Genomic DNA, 20786 nt, shown 5'->3' on the forward strand with positions numbered 1-20786 from the left:
CCAGTACTGATGCGAGTCATGGCCCAGGTCGCCATGGTGATGGCGCTCGACAAGTGCATCGGGTGCCACACCTGTTCGGTGACGTGCAAGCAGGCGTGGACCAACCGCGCCGGCACCGAGTACGTGTGGTTCAACAACGTGGAGACCCGTCCCGGGCAGGGGTACCCCCGCCGGTACGAGGACCAGGAGAAGTGGAAGGGCGGCTGGGAGCTCAACCGCCGCGGCAACCTCAAGCTCAAGTCCGGCGGGCGCTGGTCCAAGCTCGCCGGGCTGTTCGCCAGCCCCGTCCAGCCCGAGCTCAACGACTACTACGAGCCGTGGACCTACGACTACGAGACCCTGACCAACGCCCCCGCCGGCGACGACTTCCCCGTGGCCCGTCCCAAGTCCCTGATCACCGGGAAGGACATGAAGATCGAGTGGTCCGCCAACTGGGACGACAACCTCGGCGGCGTCACCGAGGCCGGTCACCTGGACCCGATCGTGGAAAAGGTCCGCCGGGAGTCCGAGGACAAGATCAAGTTCGAGTTCGAGCAGACCTTCGCCTTCTACCTCCCCCGGATCTGCGAGCACTGCCTGAACCCCTCCTGCATGGCGTCCTGCCCCTCCGGCGCGATCTACAAGCGCACCGAGGACGGCATCGTGCTGGTCGACCAGGACAAGTGCCGCGGCTGGCGCCAGTGCGTCACCGGCTGCCCCTACAAGAAGATGTACTACAACCACAAGTCCGGCAAGGCCGAGAAGTGCACCTTCTGCTACCCCCGCATCGAGGTCGGCATCCCCACGGTCTGCGCCGAGACGTGCGTGGGGCGGCTGCGCTACATCGGGATCTTCCTCTACGACGCCGACCGCGTCACCGAGGCCGCCGCGACCCCGGACGAGCGAGACCTCTACGAGGCGCAGCTGGATCTGATGCTCGACCCGCGCGACCCGGAGGTGGTCGCCGCGGCACGGGCCGAGGGCATCCCCGAGGACTGGCTCGACGCCGCCCGCAGGTCCCCCGTCTACACGCTCGCCAAGGAACTGCGCGTGGCGCTGCCCCTGCACCCCGAGTACCGCACCATGCCCATGGTCTGGTACGTCCCGCCGCTGTCCCCGGTCGTGGACCTGCTCAAGGACCAGGGCCACGACGGCGAGGACGCGGGCAACCTCTTCGGAGCCATCGACTCCTTGCGCATCCCGGTGGAGTACCTGGCCGAGCTGTTCACCGCCGGGGACACCGAAAAGATCCGGGAGGTGCTCAACAAGCTGGCCGCCATGCGCTCCTACATGCGCGACATCGCCTTGGGCGAGGAACCGGACGAGTCGATCGCCGAGGCGGTCGGGATGACCGGGACCGAGATCCAGAAGATGTACCGGCTCATGGCCATCGCCAAGTACGAGGAACGCTACGTCATTCCCTCCGCCCACCTGGAGGACGCGCACAACCTCGAGGAGATCGGCTGCTCCCTCGACGTGGAGGGCGGGCCGGGGATGGGCCAGACCGGTGTGTTCGGCGAGGCGTCCGGCCGCCCCACGCCCGTGGCCGTGGAGAACTTCAACGCCCTGCAGGCGCGGCAGACCGGGGAGTCCGCCACCGGCGAGCAGCAGATGGCCGGACGCGTCAACCTGCTCAACTGGGACGGCCGGGGGGCGCCCGCGGGACTGTTCCCGCCGCGCCCCGAGGACGGGGACCGGCCATGAGCCTGCTGGAGAAGCTGCTGGGCAGGGCCGGGAAGGGCACGCTCGACCCCGGGACCTGCACGGACCGGCACCCGCGCCGCAGCGCGGTGGCCCGGCAGGCCGCCGCCGTGCTGCTGGGCTACCCCGACCGCGAGCTGCTGGCGACGCTCCCGGTCCTCCGGGAGGCCCTCGAGGAGGTGGGCGCGCCCGTGCCCGAGGACCTCCTCGACTGGCTGCGCGCCCGCCCGCTCGACGAGGTGCAGGCCGACCACGTCCAGGAGTTCGACCTCTCCCGGCGGCACAGCCTGCACCTGACCTACTGGACCGACGGCGACACCCGGCGGCGCGGCGAGGCGCTCGCCGCCTTCAAGGAGGTCTACCGGTCCCACGGGGCGCAGCTGGACGAGACCGAGCTGCCGGACTACCTGCCGCTCGTGCTCGAGTTCGCGGCGAAGGTCTCCCCGGAGGACGGCTACGAGCTGCTCCAGCGCTACCGGCCGTCCCTCGAGCTGCTGCGGCTGGCGCTGCGCGACGACGGCCTGCCCCACCACGGCGTCGTCGCCCTCGTGTGCTCCACGCTGCCCGGGGTCTCCCCGGAGGACCGGGACGCGGCCATGCGGATGGCCGGCTACGGCCCGCCCACGGAGTCCGTGGGCCTCGACCCGTACGACCCCCGCCTGCTGCCCGTCACCGAAAGGAACAGCGCATGACTGCCACCGCCGCGAGCCTGCTCGCGCCCGGGACCTCCCTCCCCCTCGAGGCGGCGGTCCCGGCCGCCGCCGAGGTGGGGGTCGGCGACGTCCTGCTCTGGGGCGTGCTGCCCTACGTCGTGCTGGCGATCGTGATCGGCGGCACCGTCTGGCGGTACAAGTACGACCAGTTCGGCTGGACCACCCGGTCCTCGCAGCTCTACGAGTCGCGCATCCTGCGCATCGCGTCCCCGCTGTTCCACTTCGGGATCCTCGCCGTGCTGGCGGGCCACGTCATGGGCCTGATCATCCCGAAGACCTGGACCGAGGCCGTGGGGGTCACCGAGGGGATGTACCACTTCCTGGCCCTGAGCATCGGGCTCGTGGCCGGCGTGGGCACGCTGCTCGGGATCATCATGCTCATCTGGCGCCGGCGCACCACCGGGCCCGTGTTCATGGCGACCACCAAGAACGACAAGTTCATGTACGTCATGCTCGTGGCCGCCCTGCTCACGGGGCTGGGCACCACCCTCATCTCGGTGTTCGACCACTCCGTGCCCGACTACCGCCAGACGGTCTCCCCGTGGTTCCGCTCGATCTGGGTCCTGCAGCCGGACGTCGCCGCGATGACGGCCGCCGGGATCTCCTTCAAGGTGCACGCCCTGTGGGCCATGGCGCTGTTCGCGATCTGGCCCTTCACCCGCCTGGTGCACGCGTTCACCGCGCCCGTGCACTACCTGTTCCGCCCGTACATCGTCTACCGCTCCCGCGACGGGCGGTCCTCCTCCGGCCTGGTGCCGGTGCGCCGGGGCTGGGAGCCGGTGGGCACCCAGGACCGCGTGCGCGGCTCCTCCCGCCGCCCGGCCGACCGCGGCAGCACCCGCGCCGGCCGCCGCTGACCCCTCCCACCGACCGACCCTGCAGGAGCACCATGTCAGCCGCATCGTCAGCCTCCGCGGACACCGCCGCACCGGACCTGCGCTCGGGACAGCTGCGCAATCTGCTGCTCGCCACGGTGGCCTCCGCCGTCGGCTTCTGGGCCTGGACCATCGTCGGCCCGCTGTCCAGGCGCTACGCCGAGCAGATGGAGCTCGACGCGGGCCGGGTGGCGGTCCTGGTGGCCATGCCCATCTTCGTGGGCTCGATCGCCCGCGTGCCCGTGGGCGCCCTGACCGACCGCTACGGCGGGCGCACCATGTTCACCGTGGTCCTGGGCGTCACCGCGCCGCTGGTGCTGCTGACCGGTCTCGTGGGCCGGACCGGCAGCTTCGGGCTGCTCGTGGTGGTGGCGTTCTTCCTCGGCATCGCCGGCACGGTGTTCGCCGTGGGCATCCCCTTCTGCTCCGCCTGGTACGAGTCCCACCGCAAGGGCTTCGCGACCGGGGTGTTCGGGGCAGGCATGGTCGGCACGGCCGTCTCCGCGTTCTTCACCCCACGGCTCGTGGCCGGGCTCGGCTACCTGGGCGCGCACATCGCCATCGCCGTCGTGGTCGCCGTCATGGCGGTGCTCTGCGCGGTGGCGCTGCGCGACTCGCCGGTGCACACGGCCAAGACCCCGGAGCCGGTGCTGCCCAAGATGAAGCACGCCTTCACCCTGGTGGTCACCTGGCAGCTGTGCTTCCTCTACGGGGTGGTCTTCGGGGCGTTCGTGGCCTTCTCCAACTACCTGCCCACCTATCTCGACAACGTCTACGGCTGGGACGCCGCCGCCGCCGGTGCCCGCACCGCCGGCTTCGCCCTCGCCGCCGTGGTCGCACGCCCGATCGGCGGGATGCTCGCGGACCGGGTGGGGCCCCGGACGGTCACGGTGGTCTCGCTGGTGGGCACCGCCGTGCTCGCCGTGGTGGTCGCCTTCCAGCCGGGAGCGGAGCGGGTCTACGGGCCCACGTTCCTGGCCATGGCCCTGTTCCTCGGCCTGGGCACCGGCGGCGTGTTCGCCTGGGTGGGGCGGGCCGCCCCGCCCCGGGACGTGGGCACGGTCGGCGGGATCATCGCGGCCGCCGGCGGCCTGGGCGGCTACTTCCCGCCGCTCGTGATGGGCGCCACCTACGACGCCGAGAACAGCAGCTACTTCGTGGGACTGACCCTGCTGGCCGTGTTCGCGGTGGCCGCCCTGGTGCTCGCGTTCACCGTGCGCAACGGGGGGAAGGTCGACGAGCGCGCTCGTGGATGAGCGCCGCCCGGGCACCGGGGACGGTGTCCGGGCGGCGCCCGCTCAGCGGCTCCGCCGCCTCCCGCTCACTCGTCCGGGCCGCCTCCCGCTCACTCGTCCGGGGAGTGCCGCGCCCCCGACAGCGGCGTGCGCCACACCTCCGGGTCCGCGACCGGGAACCGGCGGCCGGTCACGGGCCCCGGGACGATCCGGACGAAGATGCCCTTGCGGCCCGCCTGCCACGGGAACAGCGGCAGGTCGAGGGTGTCCGTGAGCTCCTGGACCTGCTGGATGCGCTCGGCCCGGCCCTTGACCACCACGCTCCACGCCTTCCCGGAGGCCTCGTCGTACCCGTCGATCTCGACCGCCACGGGGACGTCGGTCAGGGCTCCCGCGAGCTTCGTCCCCTCCGCCGAGCGGAAGACGAGGGTCCCGTGGTCCACCACGAAGTTGACCGGGAAGATGTCCGGGTGGTCCTCCACCCACACGGCGAGGCGGCCGACGCCCGCGTCCCGCAGCAGCTCCCAGCAGCTGTTGACCGCCAGCTCCTCCACGTCGTTGCCGTGCGTGTCCGTCATCGTGTCCTCCGTCGTCGTCGCTGTCCCGGCCTGCGGCCGCGTCCTGGTCCCCGTCCCGGTCCTCGTGCCGGTGCGGGCGTCTGCACGGCCCCTCACTCGAAGTCGGCGAGCCAGAGGTCCGGGCCGAACACCTCGTACTGGATGTCCCGGGCCGGGACGCCCCTCGCGACGAGCGCGCTGCGCACGGCCTGCATGAACGGCAGGGGCCCGCACAGGTAGTACTGCGCGTCGTTCGGCAGCTCCGCGGCGCGGAGGTCCATGAACCCCTCGTGCTCGTTCTCGCCGCGCTCGCCGCCCGCCCGGGGCTGCTCGAACCACGCCTGCAGGGAGCCGTCCTCCAGGGCGGCGAGGTCCTCCTCGATCTGCCCGCGCAGCGCGAACGTCTCCGGGGAGGCGTCCGCGTGCAGGAACCGCACCGTGCGCTGCGAGCCGTCCTTCACCAGGTGCGAGAGCATCCCCGCCATGGGCGTGACGCCGATGCCGGCGCTGGCCAGGACCAGGGGCCGGTCGGAGTACTCCAGGACCACGTCGCCGGAGGGCACCGACAGCACCACCTCGTCGCCCACCTGCACCCGGTCGTGCAGCAGGGTGGACATCTCGCCGGCCGGGGTGCCGTTGCCGCGCACCCGCTTGACCGCGAAGCGCCGGTGGTGGCCGTCGTCGGCGCGGGTCAGGCTGTACTGCCGCGGTTGCTGCACCCCGTCGGGCATCTCCATCCGCAGGGTCACGTACTGCCCCGGCAGGGACCGCTTCACCTCGCGCTCGTCGACGCGCTCCACCACGAAGGTCGTGACGTCCTCGGTCTCCGGGATCTTCTCGACCACCCGCCACGTCCGCCAGACGGTCTCGGGGGAGAGCCGGACCGCGTCGTAGAGGCCGCGCTCCTGGTTGATGAGCACGTTGGCCATCAGCCAGTAGACCTCGTCCCACGCCGCGGCGACCTCCGGGGTCACGGCGTCGCCCAGGACGTCCACGATGGCCCACATGAGGTTGTCGTGCACGATCTGGTACTGGTCCGGGTGCAGCCCCAGGGAGACGTGCTTGTGCGCGATGCGGGAGAGCAGGTGGTCCGGGAGCTCGGTCGGCTTGTTCACCAGGTAGCCGGCGAAGGCGGCCACGGACCCGGCCAGCGCCTGCTGCTGCCGCCCGTCGGCCTGGTTGCCGCGGTTGAACAGCCCGTCCAGCAGCTCGGGGTGCTCCCCGAACATGTGCGCGTAGAAGCGCCGGGCGATCTCCTGGATGTTCTCCCCGACCACGGGGAGCGTGGCCTTCACGACGGGGTACGAGGTGTCTGACAGCACGGTGGGCTCCTTCACGAGCACCGACGTCGTCGACGGCGCTCTGGTCGCGTCCCGTCAAGCTAGCACCGCACCGGGCGCGGTACCAGGAGATGACACGGCGGCGCCCGGAGCCGTCGTGGGCCAGAATGGGAGGGACGCACCGACGGCACAGGCGAAGGGGACCGGACCGACATGACCGAGCAGCAGCAGGGACTCACCCACGTGCGGGCGGACGGGTCCGCGCACATGGTGGACGTCTCGGCCAAGGCCGTCACCACCCGCGAGGCCACCGCGACGGCCACGCTGCGCACCCGCCCCGACGTCGTCGAGCAGGTCTTCGCCGCGGACCTGCCCAAGGGGGACGCCCTGCCCGTGGCCCGGGTCGCCGGCATCATGGCGGCGAAGAGGACCCCGGAGCTCGTCCCGCTGTGCCACCCCCTGCCGATCAGCAAGGTGACCGTGGACTTCGAGCGGCTGGCGGACGGCGTGCGGATCAGCGCGACGGTGCGCACCCGCGGGGTGACGGGCGTGGAGATGGAGGCGCTCACCGCGGCGACGGTGGCCGCCCTGACGCTCTACGACATGATCAAGGCCGTGGACAAGCTCGCCGAGATCGAGCAGGTGAAGGTGCTCGCGAAGTCCGGCGGCAAGTCCGGGGACTGGGCGCGGACCGACGGGGACGGGGCATGAGGAGCGCCGCCGTCGTCGTCGCGTCGACCCGCGCCGCCGCCGGGGTCTACCAGGACCGGAGCGGGCGGATCGCCGCGGACTGGTTCGGCTCCCACGGCTTCACCGTGGAGGGCCCGTTCGTGGTGGCCGACGGCGAGGACGTCCGCGCCCAGCTCGAGCGGCTGCTCGTGGCCCGGGCGCCGGAGGACCGGCCCAGCGTGGTGGTGACCAGCGGCGGGACCGGTCTGGCCCCCGACGACCTCACCCCCGAGGTCACCCGGCCCTTCCTCGACCGCGAGCTGCCCGGCATCATGGAGGCACTGTGGGCGGAGGGCCGCAGGACCACCCCCCTGGCCGCGCTCAGCCGCGGGCACGCCGGGGTCAGCGGGCACACGTTCGTGGTCAACCTCCCCGGCTCCACCGGCGGGGTGTGGGACGGGCTGAAGGTGCTGGAGCCGCTGCTCGACCACGTCTGCGACCAGCTGGAGGGCCACCGCGACCGCGGGCACGCCGGCCCCCGCCACGACCCCCGACCGCACGAGGAGACCGACCGTTGAGCACCCCCGGACCCATCCAGGCCGAGACCGCCGTCGTGGCCGCGTTCGTGACCGACGAACCGCTGGACCACGGGCAGGCCGTCGCGGCCGTGCAGGACGAGCGCACCGGCGCCGTGGTCTCCTTCAGCGGCGTCATCCGCGACCACGACGGCGGCCGCCCCGTCACGAGCCTCGACTACACCTGCCATCCCGGCGCCGACCGGGCCGTCCAGGAGGTCGCCCGCCGGGTCGCCGAGGAGTTCCCGGGGGTGCGGATCTGGGCCGCGCACCGGGTCGGCCGGCTCCGGATCGGGGACTCCGCCCTGGAGGCCGCCGTGGCCGCCGCCCACCGCAAGCTCGCGTTCGCCGCGTGCGACGCGCTCGTGGACCGGATCAAGACCGAGGTGCCCATCTGGAAGGAGCAGCTGTTCGCGGACGGCTCCACCGAGTGGGTCGGACTGGACGCCTGAGCGCCGTGGACCTGCCCCCGCTCGTCGAGCCGGCCCCCGAGCTCACCGACGCCGAGCTGCGCCGCTACGCCCGCCACCTGACCGTCCCCGAGATCGGCGAGCAGGGCCAGCGGCGGCTCAAGAACGCCCGCGTGCTGTGCGTGGGCGCGGGCGGCCTCGGCTCCCCGGCCCTGCTCTACCTCGCCGCCGCGGGCGTCGGGACCCTCGGCGTCGTCGACGACGACGTGGTGGAGGCCTCCAACCTGCAGCGCCAGGTCGTCCACGGCGGATCGACGCTGGGCGCGGCCAAGACCGCCTCGGCCGCCGCGCGGATCGCCGACCTCAACCCGCTGGTGCACGTGGTGGAGCACCGCGAGCGGCTCACGGCCGCCAACGCGGAGGAGGTCCTGGCCGGCTACGACCTCGTGCTCGACGGCACGGACAACTTCGGGACCCGCTACCTCGTCTCCGACGCGTGCGAACTGACCGGTCTGCCGCACGTGTGGGGCTCGATCCTGCGCTTCGACGGCCAGTACTCGGTGTTCTGGGGCGCGCACGGGCCCACCTACCGCGACCTCTACCCCGTGCCCCCGGCGCCGGGCACGGTGCCCAGCTGCGCCGAGGCCGGGGTGCTCGGCGTGCTGCCGGGGCTGCTGGGCACCGCCATGGCGGTCGAGGCCGTCAAGCTGGTCACCGGGATCGGCACCACGATGCTCGGCCGGGTCGCCACCTACGACGCCCTCTCGGCACGCTGGTGGGAGATCCCGCTGGCACCGACGCCGGGGCGCGCGCCCGTCACGTCCCTCGCTCCCGGCACAGCCGGCACCGGGGCCGACGGCGGCGCTCCCGCCTGCCCGGCGCCGGCCCCCGAGCACGTCCCGACCGTGACGGCTCCCGAGCTCGCGGCGCTGCTGGCGGCGCGGGAGCGCGGCGCCGCGGACTTCGAGCTCGTCGACGTCCGGGAGCCCTACGAGGCCCGGCTCGCGGCGATCCCCGGCTCGCGGCTGGTCCCCCTGGGGCAGTTCGAGTCCGGGGAGGCCCTCGCGCGGATCGCCCCGGACCGCCGGGTGCTGCTGCACTGCAAGGCCGGGGCGCGCTCCGAGCGCGCCCTGCGGCTCCTGGTGGCCTCGGGGCACCGCGACGTCGCGCACCTCGAGGGCGGGGTGCTGGCGTGGATCGAGCAGGTGGACCCGTCCCAGCAGCCCTACTGAGCCGGTCGCCCCTGGTCCGGTCCCGGCCGGCGCACGGCAGCGGGCCCGGGGCACAGGACGTAGGCTGATCATCCCGTGCCGCCGACCGATGGACACCGCATGCCCCCTCCGCACCCCTGCCGCGACTCCCGGCCCGGGCGTGTCCAGGAGGCCGCCGCGGCCCTGCGCGCCGCCGTGCCCGGCGCCCTGGGCGCCGCCCTCGCCGCGGCGAGGGAGCTGGGCGAGGACCTCCCCGCTCCCGGAACGGGCCGCACCGGGCAGCTGTGGCTCCGGCTCGCCGAGCTCGCCCGGCTCGACCTCTCCCTCGCCCGCGTCGTGGAGCCGCACCTGGACGCTCTCGCGATCCTGCGCCAGGCGGGCCTCGACGAGCTCGCCGGCCGGCCCGCCGCCTGGGGCGTCTGGGCCGCCGAGGCCGCCGGTCACGAGCTCGTGGCCCGGTACGGGTCCGGCGGCTGGGAGCTCACGGGCACCAAGGCCTGGTGCTCGCTCGCCGCGCACCTGGACCGGGCGGTCGTCACGGCGAGCACCGGCGGGGGGCGCCGCCGGGCCTTCGCCGTGGACCTCGCCCACCCCGGCGTGGTCCCCGGGAGCACCGAGGACTGGCGGCCGGCGGGGCTGCAGGACGTGCCGACCGGCGACGTGCGGTGCACGGCGGTGCCCGCCGTGCCGGTCGGACCGGACGGGTGGTACCTGGAGCGCCCCGGCTTCGCGTGGGGCGGGATCGGGGTGGCCGCGTGCTGGTACGGCGGTGCCGCGGGCGTGGCCGACCTCCTGTGGGAGGACGCCGTGCGGCGCCGCCGCCCGGACGGGCGCCCGCTCGACCAGCTGGGCCACGCCGCGCTCGGCGTCGTCGACACGCACCTGCACGCCGCCCGCACGGCGCTGCGCGCGGCGGCGGAGCAGGTCGACGCCGGCCGGGCCGGCGGGGACCGCGGCGCGGTCCTGGCCCTGCGCACCCGGCGCGTCGTCGCGCGGGCGGCGGAGGCCGTGCTCGGGGAGGTCTCGGCCGCCACCGGCCCGGGACCGCTCACCGGCGCCCCCGAGCACGTCCGCCGGGTGAGCGCCCTGCAGGTCTACGTCCGGCAGGAGCACGCCCAGCGGGACGCCGCCGCACTGGGGCGCGCCCTGCTCGACGGCGCGGCCGGGGACCGCCCGTGGTGAGCTTCGACCACCGGGACCCCGGGACCCCCGAAGCGGTGTGGGCGCGCGCCCCGCGCCTGCGGGCGGCGCGTCCGCTCCTGCTCGGCGGCATCGAACGTCTCGTGGTCCTCGCCGCCCACCCCGACGACGAGAGCCTCGGCGCGGGCGGGCTGATCTCGCTCGCGGCCCGTGCCGGCGCCCGGGTGCGGGTGGTCGTGGCGACCCTGGGCGAGCGCTCCCACCCCGGGTCCCCGACCCGGACGCCGGCCGACCTCGCCCGCGTGCGGCGGGCCGAGGCCGCGGCCGCCACCGACCGTCTCGCGGACGGCGTGGTGCCCGAGCTGCTGGGGCTTCCCGACGGGGCCCTGGACACCGCGGGGGAGGCGCTGCGCGGCCCCGTGGCCGAGGCCGCGGCCTGGGCCGCCGCCGGACGGCGGGGTGTGCTCGCCGCCCCCTGGGGCGACGACGGGCACGTCGACCACGAGGTGCTGGGCCGGGCGGCACGGGCGGCCGCCGCCGCGCACGGTGTCGAGTGCCTCGAGTACCCCGTCTGGCTGTGGCACTGGGGCGGGCCCGACGACCTGCCGGCGCACGGGATCCGGGTCCTCGCCCTGGACGCCGGGGCGCGCGCGGCCAAGGAGCGGGCCCTGACCGCCCACGCCTCGCAGGTCCTGCCGCTGTCCCCGGCCCCGGGGGACGAGGCCCTCCTGGGCCCGCACGTGCTGGCCCGGTTCCGCCGTCCGGCAGAGCACTTCTTCGTGCTCCCGCCCGCCGGGGCGGCACCGGACGCCGCCGACGTGTTCGACGACGTCCACCGCGGCGCCGAGGACCCGTGGGACGTCGACTCCTCCTGGTACGAGCGGCGCAAGCGCGCCGTGACCGTCGCCGCACTGCCCCGCGCCCGGTACCGCCGGGTCCTGGAGGCCGGCTGCTCCGTCGGCGCCCTGACCGCAGAGCTCGCGGGCCGCGCCGACGTCGTGCTGGCCGTGGACGCGAGCGGTGTCGCGGCCGACCGGGCGCGGCACCGGCTGGCGGCGCGGCCCGGCGTGCAGGTGGAGCGGCGCCGGCTGCCCGAGCAGTGGCCGGCCGGCCCGTTCGACCTCGTGGTGCTCTCCGAGACCGGCTACTTCCTCGACGCCTCGCAGCTGAGCGCTCTCCTCGACCGCGCGGCCGGAGCGCTCGAGCCGGACGGCCACCTCCTGCTGTGCCACTGGCGCCACCCGATCGAGGGCTGGCCGCTCGACGGGGCCGACGTGCACGCGGCCGTGCACGCGGACGCCCGCTTCCACCGCCTGCTGGAGCACACGGAACGGGACTTCGTGCTGGAGGTCTTCGAGCCCGTGGCGCCCCGGGCAGCCGGCGCCGGACCGTGCTGAGCCCGGTGGAGCGGGTGGTGGTCGTGGTCCCGGCCCGGAACGAGGAGCGGCTGCTCGGCCGGTGCCTGGCCACGGTGGAGCACGCTGCCACCCGGGCGCGGGCGGTCCGGGCCCCGGTGCGGGTGGACGTCGTCGTGGCACTGGACCGCTGCACCGACGGCAGCGCCCGGATCGCCGCGGCGTCGGGAGCGGACGTCGTCGTCGGCTCGTGGGGCACCCCGGGGGCGGCCCGGGCCGCGGCGGTGCGCGCCGCGGGTGCGGTGGGGGAGCGCACCTGGATCGTGTCGACCGACGCGGACAGCGCGGTGCCCGCCCACTGGCTCACGGGTCACCTGGACGCGGCCGGGCGCGGAGCGGAACTGCTGCTCGGCACCGTGGAACCGGATCCCCGGGACCTGCCCGCGGACGTCCTGGCACGCTGGCACGCCCTGCACCGGCTCGAGGAGGGGCACCCCCACGCGCATGCGGCGAACCTGGGCGTCCGGGCCGACGTCTATGCCGCGTGCGGTGGTTTCCGGTCCCTGCCGCACGGCGAGGACGTCGAGCTGGCGGAGACGGCGCGGGCGCACGGGCGCCGCGTGCTCGCCACGGACCGGGTGCGCGTGCTCACCTCGGGGCGCAGCACCGGGCGGGTCGAGCTCGGCTTCGCCGGCTGGCTGCGGGCGCTGGCGGGGGAGCGGCAGCCCCTCGGCGCGGAGCCCGGCTGAGCCGGGGGACGGGCTCCGCGCTACGCGGGGAGCGGACAGCCCTGGCCAGGGACCGGTGCCGTCTGCCTACGGTGAGGCCGTACCGCAGACGACGGAAGGACCCACAGCATGACCGAGAACAGCATCTCCGCCAGCCGCGTCATCGACGCCCCCGCCGACGCCATCTTCGACGTCCTCAGCCTGCCCGCGCGCCACCGGCAGATCGACGGCTCCGGCACGGTGGTCTCCGGCGACGACCAGCGCATCCAGCAGGTCGGGCAGGTCTTCGTGATGAACATGAACGGCGAGCACATGGGCGGCGACTACGTCATGGAGAACACCGTCTCCGGCTTCGACGAGAACAAGCTGCTCGCCTGGCGGCCCAAGCCGCAGGGCGCGGAGCTGGAGGGCTGGGAGTGGATCTGGGAGCTCGAGCCCCAGGGCCCCGGCGCCACGCTGGTCACCGAGACCTACTCGTGGGAGCACGCGAGCCCGGAGGCCCGGAAGGCCGTGTCCTTCCCGCTGTTCGAGGAGGGCGCCCTGGAGCACTCCCTCGAGCGGCTCGCCGCGGCCGTCTCCGAGAAGTGAGCGCCTGAGCCGCCCAGGCCCGTGGGTCAGGGCTCCCGGCGGGCGGCGCGCGCCGAGGCCGCCGCCGGGTCGACCCACAGGATCTCCCACTGGTGGCCGTCGGGGTCCCGGAAGCAGCGCGAGCGCAGGAAGCCGTAGTCCTGGGCGTCGCCCTCGGTCCCGCCGGCGCGGACGGCGCGGTCCACGATGGTGTCGATCTCGTCCGGGGAGTCCACGCTGAGCGCGTTGACCACCGAGGCGTCGGCCGGGGTGCCGGGAGTCCCGGGGCCCACCAGGCGCAGGTGGCGGTCCTCGCTCAGGACCATGACGTGCTCGTCCTCGCGGATCTCCACGGTCCCCGCCCCGCTGCCCTCGAACGCCGGGTGCAGCCGCCAGCCCAGGCCGGAGTAGAACCGCTTCGAGCGCTCCAGGTCCGAGACGGGAAGGGTGATGAATTCTGCCGGTGCCATGACGTCCCCCTCGTGCTGCGGCGGTCCCCGCCCTCAGCATGGTCCCCGGCCCGCGGGGGCGCAACGGTGTGACAGGATCCCCGCCCGCATGTCGCGGCGGCATCGCCACGGCATCGCCACGGCATCGTCACGGCATCGGAGCGGGGCCGGAATGGGTTCGCCCGTCCCGGGGTTGGAACGGGCATGCAGGTCATCGGAGTCGAGTCGTTCGGAGGACCCGAGGTCCTCGCCGTCCACGAGCTGCCGGACCCCCACCCGGGGCCCGGGGAGGTGCGGATCCGGGTCAGGGCGGCTGCCGTCAGCCCCACGGACACCGTGCTGCGCGCCGGCGGACAGCCGCTGGAGCACCTGAGCCCGCCGTACGTGCCGGGGATGGACGCGGCCGGGGTCGTCGACGAGGTCGGGCCGGGCAGCGCCTGGCGGGTGGGGGAGGCGGTCATGGCCATCGCCCTGCCGCGCGGGGAGCACGGGGGCGCCTACGCCGAGCTCCTGGTCGCCCCCGACGACTCGATCGCCCGCCTCCCCGCGGGCACGGACTTCGCCACCGCCTGCACCCTGCCCATGAACGGGCTCACGGCCCTGCAGATCCTCGAGGTGCTGGACCTGCAGCCCGAGCAGACCCTGGCCGTCACCGGGGCCGCGGGCACCCTGGGCAACTACGTGGTGGAGCTCGCCAAGCACGAGGGCCTCACCGTCGTGGCCGACGCGTCGGAGCACGACCTAGAGCTCGTGGAGAGCCTCGGCGCCGACCACGTGGTCGCCCGCGGCGACGACGTCGCGGAGCGGATCCGCGAGTTCTTCCCCGACGGGGTCGACGCCCTCGTGGACGCCGCCGTGCTCCACGAGAAGGCGGTCCCCGCCGTCCGGGACGGCGGGGACTTCGCGACCGTGCGGCACTGGACGGGGGACCCGGGGCGCGGGATCACCGTGCACCGGATCAGCGTGCCCCGGGAGTACCACTCGGGCCGGAAGCTCGACCGGCTGCGCCGGCACGTGGAGGAGGGGGTGCTCTCCCTGCGCGTGGCCGCCGTCCTGCCCGCCGCGGACGCCGCCGAGGCGCACCGCCGGCTCGAGGCCGGGGGCGTCCGGGGGCGCCTCGTCCTGGAGTTCTGAGGCCCGGCTCCCGGAGGGCCGGACTCAGAAGTGGGACCGGTACTGGTGGTCGATCCCGACCTGGTCCACCTTGCGGTGGAAGCGCATCCCGGCCAGGCCGCCCAGGACCGCCGCGAGCAGCGGGATCAGGACGGCGACGACCAGGGCGATGATGCCGCCCGTGGTGAGGGCACCCTCGCCGATCGGGATCCGGGGGAAGCTGTTGAGCTCGCGCAGCACGTTGAACTGCTCGCCCGCGAGCGCACCCAGGAGCGCCAGGACGATCGCGATGAGGATCGCCCACACCCACACGGCCACTCCCTGCTTGGCGCCGTCGAAGCGGGCCATGCGCCCGGCCACGTAGCCCCCGGCGAAGTAGGCGACGAAGAGGATCAGCGCGAGGGCGATCCCGCTGACCAGGCCCACGGTGCCGGCGTCCTGGGCCACCTGCTCCGCGATCTCGCCGGGGTCGGTGCTGGTCGCCACGCCCACCCCCGCGCCGATCGCCCCGAGCAGCGCGGTGAGCAGCACGGCGATGCCCGTGGCGGTCATCCAGCCGAAGAACGCGGAACCGAACTTCACGCCCCCGAACTCCCGCTTCTCCGCCGCGACGACCTCCTGCCGCCGCCCCCGCGGGGTGGACGCGCCCGGGCGGTTCGCCCCGGACGTCCGGGGCTCCTCCGGGACGGTCGATCCTGACTGGTCCTGAGCTGCCACGACTGTCTCCTCACGTCCGACCGTCAGCTTGCTTGACATGCTCCTCTCCTCGGCGGTGGTCCGCAACGGGTCCGGAGGAGCAGTCCGGACGAGCTGCCCGGACGACGGCAGGGGGTGTGCCCGGGGTTGCGGCCGGACATAGGCTGAGGCTCCCGAACCGCCCCGCACGGCGGTTCCCGCACCGGACGGACGGAAGGCCACGATCATGGAACGCACTCCCGACTTCGACCCGCGCACGGCCGTGGTGACCGGCTCCGACTCCGGCATCGGGCGCGCGACCGCCGTGGCGCTCGCGGCGGCCGGCATGGACGTGGGCATCACCTGGCGCCAGGACGAGGCCGGCGCCGAGCGGACCGCCGAGGAGGTCCGCTCCTACGACCGGCGGGCCGTGGTCGCGCGGCTGGACACCACGGAGCTGGAGAGCTGCGGCGCCGTCGTCGACGGCCTCGTGGAGCAGCTGGGCGGCGTGGACGTCTTCGTGAACAACTCGGGCACGGGGGCGAACATCCCCTTCCTGGAGACGTCCCTGGCCACGTGGCGCAAGGTGTTGGCGACCGATCTCGACGGCGCGTTCCTGTGCCTCCAGGCGGCGGCACGGCACATGGTGGCGGCCGGCCGGGGCGGCCGGCTGATCGCCGTCACCAGCGTGCACGAGCACGTGCCCCGGGTCGGCTCGAGCGCCTACGACGCCGCCAAGCACGGGCTCGGGGGGCTCGTGAAGACCATCGCGCTCGAGCTGGGGGAGCACGGGATCACCGCGAACTCGGTGGCCCCCGGGGAGATCGCGACCCCCATGACGGGCCAGGAGGACGAGAACCCGAGGTCCACCCACCGTCCCGGCGTGCCGCTGGGCCGGCCCGGGGACGCCCGGGAGATCGCCTCGGTCATCGCGTTCCTCGCCTCCCCGGCCTCCGCCTACGTCACCGGGGCGTCCTGGGTCGTGGACGGCGGCATGGTGCAGATGGGGCCGCAGGCGGGATCCCACCTGACGAGCGACGAGTGGCGGAAGGGCTGACTCCGGCCGGCGGGACGCCACGGCTCCCGGCCGGCCGGGGCGCCGGCCCACGGGTGCCCGCACGCCGTCCCCGGCGACGCGGACGTGCGCTCAGGGGTCGAAGTGGGTGGTGGCCGGGCCCTGTCCCACGGTGGCGACCAGTTCCGCGGCCAGGTCGCGCAGCTTGACGTTGCGGTGGCTGGAGGCGGCCCGCAGGATCGCGAAGGCCTCCTCCTGCGTGCAGCGGTTCTGGCCCATGACGATGCCCACGGCCAGGTCGATGGTGGTGCGGGAGGCCATGGCCGCCTTGAGGTCCGCCTCGGCGTCCCGGTGCTTCTCCATCCGCACGGCCAGGCGCAGCGCGGTCGAGGCAGAGGCCACCTCGCGCTGGACGACCTCGATCGTCGCCGGGTCGAACTTGTGGGGGCGGTCGGCGTAGACGTCCAGGGCCGCGGAGGCCTCGCCGCCGAGATCCAGGGGCACCCCGAGGGCGGAGCGGATGCCGTTGGCGGCGGCGGCCCTGCCGTACTCGGGCCACCGGGGGTCGGAGCGGGTGTCCGCCACGTGGACCAGCCGGTGCTCGCGGGAGGCCGTCAGGCAGGGACCGTCACCGTAGTGGTACTGGATCTCGTCCAGGGCCTCGGCCGCGGGGCTGGAGGAGGCCACGGTCGAGGACCTCTTCGGCCGCAGCAGGGTGACCGCGCACCACACCTCGTCCCCGTCGGTGGACAGGGCCTGGGCGATGGTGGCCGTGAGCGCGTCGAGGAAGGACGTGATGTCCTCGCTCTCGAGCAGCAGCTCGTGCGGCGCCGTGGGCGATTCGCCCGTCTCGTGCTCCGTCATGGTCTTCCTCCGGTGGTCGCAGCGGGCCCGCGGTGCAGGTGCCGTCGGGCCTGGCCGTAGAGGCTCGGGGCCCGCACGGTCCATCATGCCGTGTTCCCGCGCCCCCTGCGTCCCGCCGCCGCGGCGTCCCGGCATCCGCTCGGCGCGCGTGCGGCCCGTGCCGGTCACCGGCGATCCCGGTGCGGAGCCGCGCGCGATTAGAGTGGGGGCCGACCCCGCACGCCGGCGCACGCAGTGCAGCGGCGTTCCGGGCAGCGGCGGACCACGCCGCCGCGCGGCGCCGGCTCCGCCGCCCGCGACATCCCGCCCCGTCCGCGTGCACTCCTGCACGCACCGACCCGAGAACTGAGGTCCTGGTGAGCGCTACCCCCGCCGCCGTCACGTCCCGCACGGGACGCTCGACGGCGCTGACCGGACTGGTGTGGCTGCTGCTGGTGGGCGCGCTGGTGCGGTCCGTGTGGCTGACCCTCGACGGCAGCATCGACCTGGACGTCTACCGGCTCGGCGGCATGGCCGTGGTGGACCGGCACGGGTTCGCCGACGAGCTCTACGGGCCCGGGCTGAGCCTGCACGACGACGGCGGACTGCCGTTCACCTACCCGCCGTTCGCGGCGCTGCTGTTCGTGCCGCTCGCCTACCTCCCCGAGCCGCTCACCGAGCTCGCCCTGGGGCTCGTCACGATGGGCATCGCCGCGGGTCTGTCCGCCGTCCTCCTGCGCTGGGCCGCGGAGCGCGGCCGGCCGCTGCCGCTGCAGGGCCTGCTGGGCCCGGCGACCGCCGTGGCCGCGGGCACCGCGGTGCTGCTGTGGTCGGGTCCGTGGATGCGCAACGTGGGCCTCGGGCAGATCAACGCCCTGCTCCTCGCCCTCGTGCTCTACGACCTGCTGCGCACCCGGGACGACAGCCTCCTGGGCAGGATCCCGCGGGGGTTCTGGGTCGGGCTGGCCGCCGGCGTCAAGCTGACGCCCCTGGCGTTCGGGCTGGTGTTCCTGATGCGCGGACAGCTGCGGCCGATCCTCACCATGGGCCTCACGTTCGCCGCGACCGTGCTGGTCGGGTTCCTGGCGCTGCCGCGGGACGCCGCCGTGTTCTGGAGCGAGGCCGTGGTCAGCGACGAGCGCGTGGGTGACACCGGGTACGTCGACAACACCTCGCTGCAGGGGGTGCTCCTGCACCTGGGCGTCCCCGGCGAGGCGGAGCCCCTGCTGCGCTGGGCGCTGATCCTCGTCATGGTCGTGGGCGTCGCCCTGCTGATCCGGGTTCTCGCGGCCCGGGACATGGTCCTCTCCGCGGTCGCGGTCAACGCCCTCGTCATGCTCTACATGTCCCCGGTCACGTGGTCCCACCACCACCTGTGGTGGGGGCTGGTGTTCACGGCGCTGTGGGTCGAGGCGTGGCCGGCGTTCCTCCGGGACGGCCCGCGCCGGCTCGCCCTGGTGCTGAGCGGGGTCGCCCTCGTGGGCCTGTACGTCGGTCCGATCCGCTGGGACGCGTGGCTGCGCCCGCCGGGCGTGCCCGGGCCGGTGATCGACGCCGTGGCCGCGCTGCCCTACCTCGCCCTGTTCCTGCTCCTGGCCCTGTGGACGGTCACCGGCCTCCGGGCCGGGACCCGGGGCGCCGTCGCCGCGGACCGTGGCTGAGCCCGGCGCCTGGACCGGCTACGGCCGCGGCAGCCGGGGCTACCGGCGGGTGCTGCTGGCCCTGCTGTGCGCGGGCGTGGCGACGTTCGCCCAGCTGTACTCCGTGCAGGGCGTGCTGCCGCTCATGGCGGCGGACCTCGGGATCGGCGCCGCGGAGGCGTCCCTGGGCGTCTCCGCGGCCACCCTCGGCCTCGCCGTGGGCGTCCTGCCGTGGTCCGTGGTCTCCGACCGGTGGGGAAGGCTGCGGACCATGGTGATGGCCGTGCTGTCGGCCACGGCCCTGGGACTCGTGATGCCCCTGGCACCGGGCTTCGAGACCGTGGTGGCGCTGCGCTTCGCGGAGGGCGTCGCCCTGGGCGGGATCCCCGCCGTGGCGATGGCCTACCTCGCGGAGGAGCTCGACCGCCGGCACGCCGCCGTGGCCGCCGGCACCTACGTGGCGGGGACGAGCCTGGGCGGGCTCGCCGGGCGCATCGTCGCCGCACCCGTGGGGGACGCCTTCGGCTGGCGCACCGGCACGATCACCGTGAGCGTGCTGGCCGCGCTCGCCGCCGTGGTCTTCGTCCTGATCGCCCCGCGCCAGCGGGGCTTCGTGCGCCAGACCGTCCGGCTCACCGGGCCGGGCGGTCTGCTGGGGCGGCTGCGCGCCAATCTCGCGGACCGCGGCCTGGTGGTGCTCTACCTGCAGGGCTTCCTGCTCATGGGCGGGTTCGTGGCGATCTACAACTACCTCGGCTTCCACCTCGGCGAGGAGCCGTTCGGGGTGTCCCAGACCGTGGTGAGCCTCCTGTTCCTGGCCTACCTCTCGGGCACCTGGTCCTCCGGGACCGCCGGACGCATCGCGGCGGCCCACGGGCGCCGGGTGGTCCTGGCGAGCAGCGGAGCCGTCATGCTCACCGGGCTGCTGGCCACGCTGGTCCCGTCGATCCCCGTGGTCGTGGTGGGGCTGCTGCTGTTCACCGCGGGGTTCTTCGCCGCGCACGCCGTGGCCTCCGGGTGGGTCCCCGTGCGCTCCCGCACCGGCAAGGCGCAGGCCTCGTCCCTCTACACGCTCTTCTACTACGCCGGGTCCTCCGTGCTGGGCACGGCCGGCGGCGTCTTCTACACGGCCACCGGCTGGCCGGGAGCGGTCGGCTTCGTGGCGGGCCTCGTGGTCCTCGCCGTGCTGCTGGTCCTCACGGTCCTCCGGGAGCCCGAACCCGCCTGACGGTGCCCCGCCGGCGGACCGGCGCTCACTCCTCGGTGCCGCCCCACTGCAGGGGGAACACCTCGAAGGAGCTCGCAAGCGGCACCCCGAGCCGTTCCCCCACGGCGGCGGCGTTGCCCCGCAGGAAGGTGTCCGGGTCGAAATCGGCCCAGCCCAGGCCCTCGAGGTAGGCGCCGTGGGCGCGCAGCGACTCCACGCCGGCGCCGAAGGTCTCCGTGACGTCGGCCGCGTGCCGGGCGTCGGGCGAGGCGGCCGCCCACACCGCCAGCACGTCCGGCCACGGCTGCAGGCCCGTGCCGATCTGCTCCGGGAAGACCCACCGGTTGCCGGCGTCCCGCACGGCGTCCAGCGTGGCCCGGCCCGTGGCGATGTGGTCGGCCTGGTTGAGGTTGGTGGCGCTGTCCCAGGTGTCCCGGAAGTTGTTGGTGATCACCACGTCCGGGCGGTGCCGGCGGACCACCTCGGCGATCCGCCGCCGCAGCGCCACCCCGTACTCGAGCACCCCGTCCGGCTGGTGCAGGAACTCCACCTGCTCCACGCCCACGATCCGGCACGACTCCCGCTGCTCCGCCTCCCGCAGGGGGCCGCACTGCTCCGGCTCGAGCCCGTCGATGCCGGCCTCCCCGCTGGTGACCAGGCAGTACACCACCTCCTTGCCCTGTCCGGTCCAGCGGGCCACGGCCGCGGCGGCGCCGAACTCCATGTCGTCCGGGTGCGCGACCACCACCAGGGCGCGCTGCCAGTTCTCGTCGACGTGCGTGAGCGGGGTCTCGGTCATGCTCCCCATCATGGACCCGCTCCGGGGGACCGGCAACGGCGGCCCGCCCG

22 protein-coding genes are annotated in these 20786 nt (G+C 74.6%); 16 read left to right on the forward strand and 6 right to left on the reverse strand.

The window, feature by feature from the left end:
- Nucleotides 1-9: 9 nt before the first annotated feature.
- Genes narH through AVL61_RS15455 form a run of 4 tightly spaced genes read left to right on the forward strand, consistent with a single transcriptional unit; the run spans nt 10 to nt 4524 of the window.
- Nucleotides 10-1683, forward strand: a complete 1674-nt coding sequence (narH, locus tag AVL61_RS15440) for a nitrate reductase subunit beta (RefSeq protein WP_058875211.1) — start codon at nt 10-12, stop codon at nt 1681-1683.
- Complete coding sequence (gene narJ / locus AVL61_RS15445) at nt 1680-2372, forward strand: nitrate reductase molybdenum cofactor assembly chaperone (RefSeq protein WP_058875212.1); 693 nt, start codon at nt 1680-1682, stop codon at nt 2370-2372. The genes narH and narJ overlap by 4 nt, the downstream gene beginning before the upstream one ends.
- Complete coding sequence (narI, locus tag AVL61_RS15450; RefSeq protein ID WP_082697228.1) at nt 2369-3250, forward strand: respiratory nitrate reductase subunit gamma; 882 nt, start codon at nt 2369-2371, stop codon at nt 3248-3250. The genes narJ and narI overlap by 4 nt, the downstream gene beginning before the upstream one ends.
- 32 nt (nt 3251-3282) lie before the next feature.
- On the forward strand, nt 3283-4524 hold the full coding sequence (locus AVL61_RS15455) for an MFS transporter (protein WP_058875213.1): 1242 nt from the start codon (nt 3283-3285) through the stop codon (nt 4522-4524).
- Nucleotides 4525-4613: 89 nt separating this feature from the next.
- Here the strand turns inward: AVL61_RS15455 and AVL61_RS15460 are convergent, their stop codons facing one another.
- On the reverse strand, nt 4614-5081 hold the full coding sequence (locus AVL61_RS15460; RefSeq protein ID WP_058875214.1) for a pyridoxamine 5'-phosphate oxidase family protein: 468 nt from the start codon (nt 5079-5081) through the stop codon (nt 4614-4616).
- 92 nt (nt 5082-5173) lie between these two features.
- Nucleotides 5174-6382 (reverse strand): globin domain-containing protein, encoded by a 1209-nt coding sequence (locus tag AVL61_RS15465; RefSeq protein ID WP_058875359.1) that lies wholly within the window; start codon nt 6380-6382, stop codon nt 5174-5176.
- Between the two features lie 171 nt (nt 6383-6553).
- Here AVL61_RS15465 and moaC point away from each other — a divergent pair, with 171 nt between their 5' ends.
- The 8 genes from moaC (at nt 6554) to AVL61_RS15505 (ending at nt 13016) form a co-directional block, all read left to right on the forward strand.
- Nucleotides 6554-7051, forward strand: a complete 498-nt coding sequence (gene moaC, locus AVL61_RS15470) for a cyclic pyranopterin monophosphate synthase MoaC (protein ID WP_058875215.1) — start codon at nt 6554-6556, stop codon at nt 7049-7051.
- Nucleotides 7048-7587, forward strand: coding sequence for a MogA/MoaB family molybdenum cofactor biosynthesis protein (locus AVL61_RS15475; RefSeq protein WP_058875216.1), 540 nt, complete (start codon nt 7048-7050; stop codon nt 7585-7587). The genes moaC and AVL61_RS15475 overlap by 4 nt, the downstream gene beginning before the upstream one ends.
- On the forward strand, nt 7584-8036 hold the full coding sequence (locus AVL61_RS15480) for a molybdenum cofactor biosynthesis protein MoaE (protein ID WP_058875217.1): 453 nt from the start codon (nt 7584-7586) through the stop codon (nt 8034-8036). The genes AVL61_RS15475 and AVL61_RS15480 overlap by 4 nt, the downstream gene beginning before the upstream one ends.
- A gap of 5 nt (nt 8037-8041) precedes the next feature.
- Entirely contained in the window at nt 8042-9226 is a 1185-nt protein-coding gene (gene moeB, locus AVL61_RS15485) for a molybdopterin-synthase adenylyltransferase MoeB (RefSeq protein ID WP_058875218.1), read from the forward strand.
- 99 nt (nt 9227-9325) lie between these two features.
- Nucleotides 9326-10387, forward strand: coding sequence for an acyl-CoA dehydrogenase family protein (locus AVL61_RS15490; RefSeq protein WP_082697229.1), 1062 nt, complete (start codon nt 9326-9328; stop codon nt 10385-10387).
- Nucleotides 10384-11742 carry a PIG-L family deacetylase gene (locus AVL61_RS15495; protein ID WP_231738448.1) on the forward strand — a complete coding sequence of 453 codons (1359 nt, stop codon included), beginning with the start codon at nt 10384-10386 and terminating at the stop codon, nt 11740-11742. The genes AVL61_RS15490 and AVL61_RS15495 overlap by 4 nt, the downstream gene beginning before the upstream one ends.
- A complete protein-coding gene (locus AVL61_RS15500; RefSeq protein WP_058875220.1) occupies nt 11736-12449 on the forward strand; it encodes a glycosyltransferase family 2 protein in 714 nt (237 codons plus the stop codon). Before AVL61_RS15495 ends, AVL61_RS15500 begins: the two co-directional genes overlap by 7 nt.
- Nucleotides 12450-12557: 108 nt before the next feature.
- Complete coding sequence (locus AVL61_RS15505; RefSeq protein ID WP_058875221.1) at nt 12558-13016, forward strand: SRPBCC family protein; 459 nt, start codon at nt 12558-12560, stop codon at nt 13014-13016.
- Nucleotides 13017-13042: 26 nt separating this feature from the next.
- Here AVL61_RS15505 and AVL61_RS15510 read toward each other — a convergent pair whose 3' ends face one another.
- Nucleotides 13043-13465: a VOC family protein gene (locus tag AVL61_RS15510; RefSeq protein WP_058875222.1), complete on the reverse strand. Its 423-nt coding sequence runs from the start codon at nt 13463-13465 to the stop codon at nt 13043-13045.
- A gap of 183 nt (nt 13466-13648) precedes the next feature.
- Between AVL61_RS15510 and AVL61_RS15515 the strand changes: the two genes are divergently transcribed.
- Nucleotides 13649-14578, forward strand: coding sequence for an NADP-dependent oxidoreductase (locus AVL61_RS15515; RefSeq protein WP_058875223.1), 930 nt, complete (start codon nt 13649-13651; stop codon nt 14576-14578).
- 24 nt (nt 14579-14602) lie between these two features.
- On the opposite strand, the gene AVL61_RS15520 is transcribed toward AVL61_RS15515, so the two are convergent.
- Nucleotides 14603-15274, reverse strand: a complete 672-nt coding sequence (locus tag AVL61_RS15520; RefSeq protein WP_331457133.1) for a hypothetical protein — start codon at nt 15272-15274, stop codon at nt 14603-14605.
- Between the two features lie 205 nt (nt 15275-15479).
- On the opposite strand from AVL61_RS15520, the gene AVL61_RS15525 reads away from it, so the two are divergent.
- Nucleotides 15480-16289 (forward strand): SDR family oxidoreductase, encoded by an 810-nt coding sequence (locus AVL61_RS15525; protein WP_058875225.1) that lies wholly within the window; start codon nt 15480-15482, stop codon nt 16287-16289.
- 90 nt (nt 16290-16379) lie between these two features.
- On the opposite strand, the gene AVL61_RS15530 is transcribed toward AVL61_RS15525, so the two are convergent.
- Nucleotides 16380-17111, reverse strand: coding sequence for a GAF and ANTAR domain-containing protein (locus AVL61_RS15530; protein WP_058875226.1), 732 nt, complete (start codon nt 17109-17111; stop codon nt 16380-16382).
- A gap of 356 nt (nt 17112-17467) precedes the next feature.
- On the opposite strand from AVL61_RS15530, the gene AVL61_RS15535 reads away from it, so the two are divergent.
- Nucleotides 17468-18751, forward strand: coding sequence for a glycosyltransferase 87 family protein (locus tag AVL61_RS15535; RefSeq protein WP_058875227.1), 1284 nt, complete (start codon nt 17468-17470; stop codon nt 18749-18751).
- Entirely contained in the window at nt 18744-19958 is a 1215-nt protein-coding gene (locus AVL61_RS15540; RefSeq protein WP_058875228.1) for an MFS transporter, read from the forward strand. The genes AVL61_RS15535 and AVL61_RS15540 overlap by 8 nt, the downstream gene beginning before the upstream one ends.
- Before the next feature lie 25 nt (nt 19959-19983).
- On the opposite strand, the gene AVL61_RS15545 is transcribed toward AVL61_RS15540, so the two are convergent.
- Nucleotides 19984-20736, reverse strand: coding sequence for a PIG-L deacetylase family protein (locus AVL61_RS15545; protein ID WP_058875361.1), 753 nt, complete (start codon nt 20734-20736; stop codon nt 19984-19986).
- Nucleotides 20737-20786: the final 50 nt, after the last annotated feature.

The sequence above is a fragment of the Kocuria rosea subsp. polaris genome, assembly GCF_001483755.1.
GTDB lineage: Bacteria > Actinomycetota > Actinomycetes > Actinomycetales > Micrococcaceae > Kocuria > Kocuria cellulosilytica.